This window comes from Corallococcus sicarius, assembly GCF_003611735.1.
GTDB classification, from domain to species: Bacteria; Myxococcota; Myxococcia; order Myxococcales; family Myxococcaceae; genus Corallococcus; species Corallococcus sicarius.
Window position 1 is genome coordinate 1 of sequence record NZ_RAWG01000422.1, and the last position, 6,614, is coordinate 6,614.

Annotated in this window: 7 protein-coding genes; 6 read left to right on the forward strand and 1 reads right to left on the reverse strand. The window is 69.0% G+C overall.

What is annotated here, in order from left to right; genetic code table 11:
* Positions 1–80 precede the first annotated feature (80 nt).
* Genes D7X12_RS37560 through D7X12_RS37570 form a run of 3 tightly spaced genes read left to right on the forward strand, consistent with a single transcriptional unit; the run spans position 81 to position 2,521 of the window.
* Positions 81–977: a diiron oxygenase gene (locus tag D7X12_RS37560; protein WP_279637277.1), complete on the forward strand. Its 897-nt coding sequence runs from the start codon at positions 81–83 to the stop codon at positions 975–977.
* A gap of 18 nt (positions 978–995) precedes the next feature.
* Positions 996–1,229: a hypothetical protein gene (locus D7X12_RS37565; protein WP_120629999.1), complete on the forward strand. Its 234-nt coding sequence runs from the start codon at positions 996–998 to the stop codon at positions 1,227–1,229.
* Positions 1,230–1,261: 32 nt separating this feature from the next.
* Complete coding sequence (locus tag D7X12_RS37570) at positions 1,262–2,521, forward strand: MDR family MFS transporter (protein WP_120630000.1); 1,260 nt, start codon at positions 1,262–1,264, stop codon at positions 2,519–2,521.
* Between the two features lie 13 nt (positions 2,522–2,534).
* On the opposite strand, the gene D7X12_RS37575 is transcribed toward D7X12_RS37570, so the two are convergent.
* Entirely contained in the window at positions 2,535–3,740 is a 1,206-nt protein-coding gene (locus D7X12_RS37575; RefSeq protein WP_244225018.1) for an SGNH/GDSL hydrolase family protein, read from the reverse strand.
* 201 nt (positions 3,741–3,941) lie between these two features.
* On the opposite strand from D7X12_RS37575, the gene D7X12_RS37580 reads away from it, so the two are divergent.
* From D7X12_RS37580 to D7X12_RS37590, 3 genes are all read left to right on the forward strand, one after another.
* Positions 3,942–4,862, forward strand: coding sequence for a YihY/virulence factor BrkB family protein (locus tag D7X12_RS37580; RefSeq protein WP_120630001.1), 921 nt, complete (start codon positions 3,942–3,944; stop codon positions 4,860–4,862).
* Positions 4,863–4,987: 125 nt separating this feature from the next.
* On the forward strand, positions 4,988–5,491 hold the full coding sequence (locus tag D7X12_RS37585) for a hypothetical protein (protein WP_120630002.1): 504 nt from the start codon (positions 4,988–4,990) through the stop codon (positions 5,489–5,491).
* Positions 5,492–5,730: 239 nt separating this feature from the next.
* On the forward strand, positions 5,731–6,614 hold an 884-nt coding region (locus tag D7X12_RS37590), incomplete at its 3' end, for a hypothetical protein (protein ID WP_120630003.1).

Consider the following 6,614-nt stretch of genomic DNA (forward strand, 5'->3'; position numbering starts at 1 on the left):
GACTAGTCGTCGGCAGCGTCAGATGTGTATATGAGACAGCCACCCACACCCCCACCCGGGACGCGGCCGTCGAGCTGGCCATCCTCGACAAGATCGCCTCCACCTGGCAGCGGCGCGCGACGGTGAAGAAGCCGGAGCTGGACCTGGAGGGCCTCTTCCAGCCCGAGCTGCCGGACTACCCCATCACCCTCGTGCCGTTCCGCGGCCACCCGCGGTTCGTGGAGGCGCCCGAGGAGCGCAAGCAGGCCCTGCTCTCCTGGGCGTGGATGGCCTACAACCGGAACACCATCATGAACGAGGAGAAGATCGCCAACCCGGCGTTCGAGCTCCTCATGCATGCGCGCTTCCCCGGGACGGACCATCCGGGCATCAAGCGGACCGTGGTGCAGGCGCTGGTCGACGAGAACTACCACACGCTCATGCACCTGAACGCCACGCTCGTCACGGAGCGGCGGCGTGGGCTCGTCTTCAACGAGTCGCTGCTGCCGGACTCCCTCGCCTGTCGCATGCTCCAGGCGGCCCGGGCCCGCGCGGCGGACGCCTGGGAGCAGGACCTGCTCACGCTCGCCTACGCGGTGGTGGCGGAGATCAGCATCAACGCCTACCTGAACCTGCTGTCCAAGGATCAGTCCATCCAGCCCATCAACCGCATGACGACGGAGCTGCACAACCGCGACGAGTTCTCCCACGCGCTGGTCATCGCGGAGATCGCCAAGTCCGTCTACGTCCACATGAACGACGCGATGCGCGAGTGCTTCATCCGGGCGCTGCCGGAGGCGCTGCGCGGCATCGCGTCGAGTGACTACAAGACGTGGCGCGCCATCCTGGGCCACCTCGGCTTCGAGCACGTGGATGAAATCATCGGGGACCTGGAGGGCCAGACAGGCTCGCGCGTGCTCGTCCGGGACTACTCGGGCCTCAAGCACCTGGCGAGCGAGCTGGGCATCCTCGAGCGCATGGACTTCGAGTTCGCCTGAGCCACGAGGATGACACCCATGACCTCCCCAGCCCTTCCGGCCCCCGCCGACATCGAAGCCCAGCTCCACTCCGAGGACGTCCAGGTCGTGTGCGACGCGCTCGTGAGCCTGACGTTCAACCACGCCGCGCTGCCGGGACTGGAGGCGCACGTCCAGCGCCTGCTGGAGCACCCGCACCCCCAGGTCCGCCGCACCGCGGCCATCTGCCAGGGCTATACTTTCGGCCCCCTCATGGGGGAGGCGAAGAAGTAGCAATGGCAGGCACGTCCCGCGAGGCTTGAACCATGAACGGCACTCCCACGGGCCTCCGGGCCCGCCTGTCCGCGCAACTCCATGCCACCGCGGGAGGGCTCCCGGCGGCGTACTGGTACCTGTGGGCGGGCACGCTGGTGAACCGGCTGGGCGGCTTCGTGGTGCCCTTCCTGACCTTCTACCTCACGCGGGAGTGCGGCCTGTCGGTGGCGCAGGCCGGGCTCGTCGCCTCCCTCCATGGCGTGGGGGCGGTGGCGGCCGGTCTGGTGGGCGGCGCGCTCGCGGACCGGCTGGGGCGGCGCACCACGCTCGTCGGCGGGTTGTGGTCGGGCGCGGCCGGGATGGTGTTGCTCGGCTTCTCCCGGACGCCCGCGGAGATCGCCGTGGCGGCCCTCGTTGCCGGGTTCCTCGGGGAGCTGTACCGGCCCGTCGTCTCCGCGGCCGTCTCGGATCTGGTGCCGGCCTCGGAGCGGACGCGGGCCTTCGGGTTGCTCTACTGGGCGGTGAACGTGGGCTTCGCCATCGGGGTCCCGCTGGCGGGGCTCGTGGCCCGGTCCGGCTTCCGCATCCTCTTCCTGGCCGACGCGCTCACCACGTTCCTCTACGGGTTGATCGTCTGGTGGAAGGTGCCGGAGACGCGGGTCTCACGCCCGGCGCCGGGCGTGAGGCTGTCCTCCGCGGTGCCGTTCCGGGACCCGGTGTTCCTCGCCTTCAGCCTGCCCGTCCTGGTCCTGGCCATCATCTTCTACCAGGGCCAGGCCACGCTCTCGCTGGACCTGACCGCTCGCGGCATGTCGACGGCGGCCTTCGGTGGGGTGCTCGCGGTCAACGGCCTGCTCATCATGTTGGTGCAGCCGTTCGCCAGCCGCGTCGTCGGGCGGCTGCGCCGCTCCAGCGCGCTCGCGGGGGCGGCCGTCCTCACGGGCATCGGCTTCGGGCTCCACGCGGTGACGGAGGGCGCGCTGCTGGCCGCGCTCGCCGTGGGCATCTGGACCCTGGGGGAGATCGTCCAGGCGCCCGTGAAGCCCTCCGTGGTGTCGGACCTGGCGCCCCCGGAGTTGCGCGGCAGCTACCAGGGGGCCTTCCACATGCTGGGAGGGCTCGCCGCGTTCGTGGCCCCCGCGCTGGGGGGCTGGGTGCTGCAGCACTTCGGCTCCCGGGTGCTCTGGGGCGGGTGCCTCCTCCTCGGACTCGCCGCCGCCGGCTGGCACCTGCTCATCGCGGGCGCGCGAAGGCGTCGCCTTGAGGAGCTCCACGCCGAAACGCCCGGGCTGGCGGCACGCCTGGACTGAGCGGGCTCGAGCCTCAGGGCCGCACGACGTCCTGGATGAACCGGCTCAGTGCGTCCGCCATCTTCGCGTGCGTGGCGGCGGACGGATGCCAGTCCTCGCCGACACCGTCGACACCGGGGTTCTGCACGTCCATCCAGTGCCGGTAGATCCGGGCATCCCCCTGGTGCTGACGCTCCACCACGAGGTCGGTGATCCACTGGCCGACATGAACAGACGTCACCGCGCCCTTCATCTCCAACTGCTTGAAGCCGTCCGTCATGCTCCCCAGCGTGCAGACGATGTGCGCGCGCGGGTGGAGCGTCCGGAGCCGCTGGAGGAACGCCCGGTAGGCTGACTTGAAGGACGCTTCATCCGGAAGGAACGCGTCGGTGCCACTGCCCGCGAACACATCATTGGTGCCGGCGTTGATGACAATCACATCCGGGGAGTCGCGTGAGAAGTCCCAGCCGGCGGAATGGCCCGGGACCGCGAGCTCGTAGAGCGCGGGCAGCAACCCTGACGTCGACATGTCCAGGTTGCGGTACACGCCATGGCCCGAATAGCAGACGAGGACGGGCTCCGCTCCCAGCTTCAGGGCCGTGAGCCACGCATGGCCCCGGCGGGGATTTTCGTTCTTCGACGTGAAGACCGGTGCAACCCAGGAGGACGATTCAGGGCGGAGGGCGACCTCCGAGCCATAGCCACAGGTGATGGAGTCCCCGACGAACTCCATCCGGAGCCCCGGGCGAGGGGGCGGTTCCCGAAGCTCGCCATGGACCTCCAGCGCCACCAGCGTGCTGGGGCCCACCGAGGACTCGGTCCGCTTGATCAACTCCACCGTGTGGAGTCCCACGGCAAGGCCGGTGGCGAGCGGATAGGTGTGCTCACCGCCGCGCACCGCGAGCAGCCTCGGTGCCGCCCCATCCACCACGACGTCGAAATAGTTGGTCCCCACCTCGCCGCCGGCTCCCGCGTCCAGGAGCCGCATCCGGAGGGCGTCGCCCCAGAAGCGCACGCGCACCGTCACCCCGGGATGGGAGAAGACAATCCCCGCGCCGGAGCGGTACGTCCGTCCGGTGTATTGCACCCGTGCGTCGGAGGCGGGGAGGGTGACCTGGTTCATGGACGCCCGGGTGGGCACGGAGCTGCACGCGGCCATCGCCATCCCGAGGCCGAGCACGGCGCCCCGGAGTCCCCGTGCCAGACCGACGGCGATGTCACGCACGGCATCCAGGCGCACCCTCTCAATCCCAGCGTTCGCTGTCCATTCGAGCACATCTCCAGGTGCGGAGCGCGACCTCCGATGCGATGGAACCGCAGGCGGGCAGGGGGCTGCGGTGAACACCCGACGGGGCCTGGCGGCACGCGAGGCACTTCCGGGACGCCCGCGCGGTCCTATTGTATTCCAGCGCGCATTTTGCGGCGGGGAAGCGAAGGGGCGATGAGGAAGCACCACGTCTGGCCACTGCTGAAGCAGACCCTCTCCGAGTGGATGGACGACAACGTGCCCGCGCAGGCGGCGGCGCTCGCCTACTACACGCTGTTCTCCGTGGCGCCCATGCTCATCATCGCCATCGCCGTGGCGGGGCTCGTCTTCGGGCAGGAGGCGGCGCAGGGGGAGATCCAGAAGCAGCTGCAGAGCCTCATCGGTGACGCGGGCGCGAAGGTCGTCGAGGACCTGGTGGCCAGCGCGAGCAAGCCCAGCTCGGGCATCGTCGCCACCGTCGTCGGCATCCTCGTGCTCGCCTTCGCCGCCACCGGCGTCTTCGCCCAGCTCCAGGACTCGCTCAACACCATCTGGAAGGTGAAGAAGAAGCCGATGAACGGATTGCTCGCCTTCGTGCGCCAGCGCCTGCTCTCCTTCGCGATGGTGCTGGGCATCGGCTTCCTGCTGCTCGTCTCGCTGGTGCTGAGCGCGGCGCTGTCCGCCGCCGGCACCTTCCTCATGGGCCTGATGCCCGGCTGGGAGACGGTGCTGCAGCTGGTGAACCTGGCCATCGCCTTCTCGGTGACGACGGTGCTCTTCGCGATGATCTACAAGGTCCTGCCCGACACGCGCGTCGCCTGGAAGGACGTGTGGCTCGGCGCGGCGGTGACGAGCTTCCTCTTCAGCCTGGGCAAGCTCGGCATCGGCCTGTACCTGGGCAAGAGCAGTGTGTCCTCCTCGTACGGAGCGGCCGGCTCCTTCGCGGTGCTGCTGCTGTGGGTCTACTACTCGTCGCAGCTGCTCTTCCTCGGAGCGGAGTTCACCCAGGTGTACTCGCGCTGGCACGGCAGCCGGCACGCGGAGCGCCAGGCTGCTCGGGCTCCCCAGGACGCGACACGGGCGGCCAGCCCGCCTGACGGGCCTCCACGAACCTGACTTCCCCGATAAACCCTGCACGTCCAGCGGGTTTGTCACGACCCAATACGTTCATCCCTCCATATCCGTCATCATCGACGGCGCAGCGGGCGCATCACGCGCGCGCTGCATGGGGGAGGCTTCACATGGCGGGACAGTTGTTGGGGGCGTACTTCAAGGCCGTCATCGGCTCGATGTTGGGGGCGAGCACCACGCTGCTCTTTCCGCAGCAGCGCAAGCGCATCGACGCGATGCGGGACGACGCCTGGTACGAATGGGACGAGTACGTGGCGATGGCGGCGGAGTTCCACGCGAAGCTGGGGGACCTCACCCTGGGCGCCATCGGTCAGTCGTCGGCGCTGAAGACGCTGCCGCTCAGCCAGGCGGCCGGCTTCAACACGCTGGAGAAGGTCTTCGGCAACTTCGACGCGCTGACGCGGGAGGTGGTGCGCGCGCTGCCGCCCGCGGAGTCCATCCGCACCGTCCTCTTCACCCGCGACCAGGTGGTGCTGGAGAGTGACACGCGCCTGCCGCCCGCGCTGCTCACCGGCGTGTTCCGCGGCTTCCTGCTCGGCTTCGGGAAGGTGGTCACGACCGAGCAGGTGGAGCGCCGGGGCAGCACCGTGCGCTTCACCCTGGGCTTCGTGTAGGGCGGTCTGCGCACTGTGTGCGCTCTCTCTCATGGCCGCTTTGCATCGCTGAGAGACGCCCGACGCGGGGGCTGAACACTTCGTCTGTCTGAACCTCCACGACACGTCGCGGAACTCGGACCCCGGGGCAGGCCTGAGTCCTGTGCTGGAAGTGCGTCTGTTCCCTGGGGGGCAATGGGACGGTCCTGGAGCGGCCCCTACCCTCCAGGGGCACATTGAACCGCCCAGAGGCCGCCCCGATGTCGAACACCCGCTGCCCCCGCCCTTCTCGTTTCGCCAGGCTCCCGGTCCTGCTGCTCGCGCTGTTGCTGGGCTGCGCATGTGAGACCGTGGGCCGGATCGAGGAGGCCCCCGGTCCGCAGGTGCTTCCAGGGGAGCCGCCTCCGTCCGAGGAGGAGCATCCGCCCCTGCCTCCGCCTTCGGTGCCACCGGCCCCCGCGGGGCTTCGCACCGTCGCGGCCTGGGAGCGGCTGTTCCTGAATGAATGGGGGCGTGAGCACACCCGGGACTTCCTGCCGTGGAGCAACTCGCGCGACAGCTGGGACTACTACAACCTCGCCTACGGCATCGACGCCAACACCGCGATGTACCGGGCCACCGGCAGGACGCAGTACCTGGACCGGGCCCTGCTCTACGTCAACAACCTGGTGGCCAACTCCAGGGTGTCCTCGGCGCTCCCCCAGAGCCAGTTCAAGGACGGCTACCAGGGCTGGGGCTCGGCGCTCACGGAGCCGCCGGGGCAGGAGGTGCCACTGTATGAGAGCTATTGCTGGCGCTACGTGACGCGGCTGCTGCGCGTCATCCAGGAGACGCCGGAGCTGTACGCCGCCGACGTCTACCGCTCGCAGTACGAGCGACTGCTGGTGTTCTCGGAGAAGCACATCTTCGAGAAGTGGTACGTGCGCGGGACGAACGAATACCTCTATCGCAACCGCACGCACATGGCCGCGCACTGGGCCTTCATCGCCATGGACCTGTCGAGGATGACCACGGACTCCCTGCGCAGGGCGCTCTACCAGGAGGTCTTCGACAACATCAACCAGGGCCTGCCGAACTTCCCGTCGTCCCTGCGCAGGGAGTCCGTGGTCATCCTCGACAGGTCCATGGCGATGAAGGCCCAGTG

What these genes read in the sequence shown, in the direction of transcription:
- D7X12_RS37570 (WP_120630000.1), top strand. Translation starts at nt 1,262, where the DNA reads ATGAACGGCACTCCCACGGGCCTCCGGGCCCGCCTGTCCGCGCAACTC.
- D7X12_RS37565 (WP_120629999.1), top strand. Translation starts at nt 996, where the DNA reads ATGACCTCCCCAGCCCTTCCGGCCCCCGCCGACATCGAAGCCCAGCTC.
- D7X12_RS37585 (WP_120630002.1), top strand. Translation starts at nt 4,988, where the DNA reads ATGGCGGGACAGTTGTTGGGGGCGTACTTCAAGGCCGTCATCGGCTCG.
- D7X12_RS37580 (WP_120630001.1), top strand. Translation starts at nt 3,942, where the DNA reads ATGAGGAAGCACCACGTCTGGCCACTGCTGAAGCAGACCCTCTCCGAG.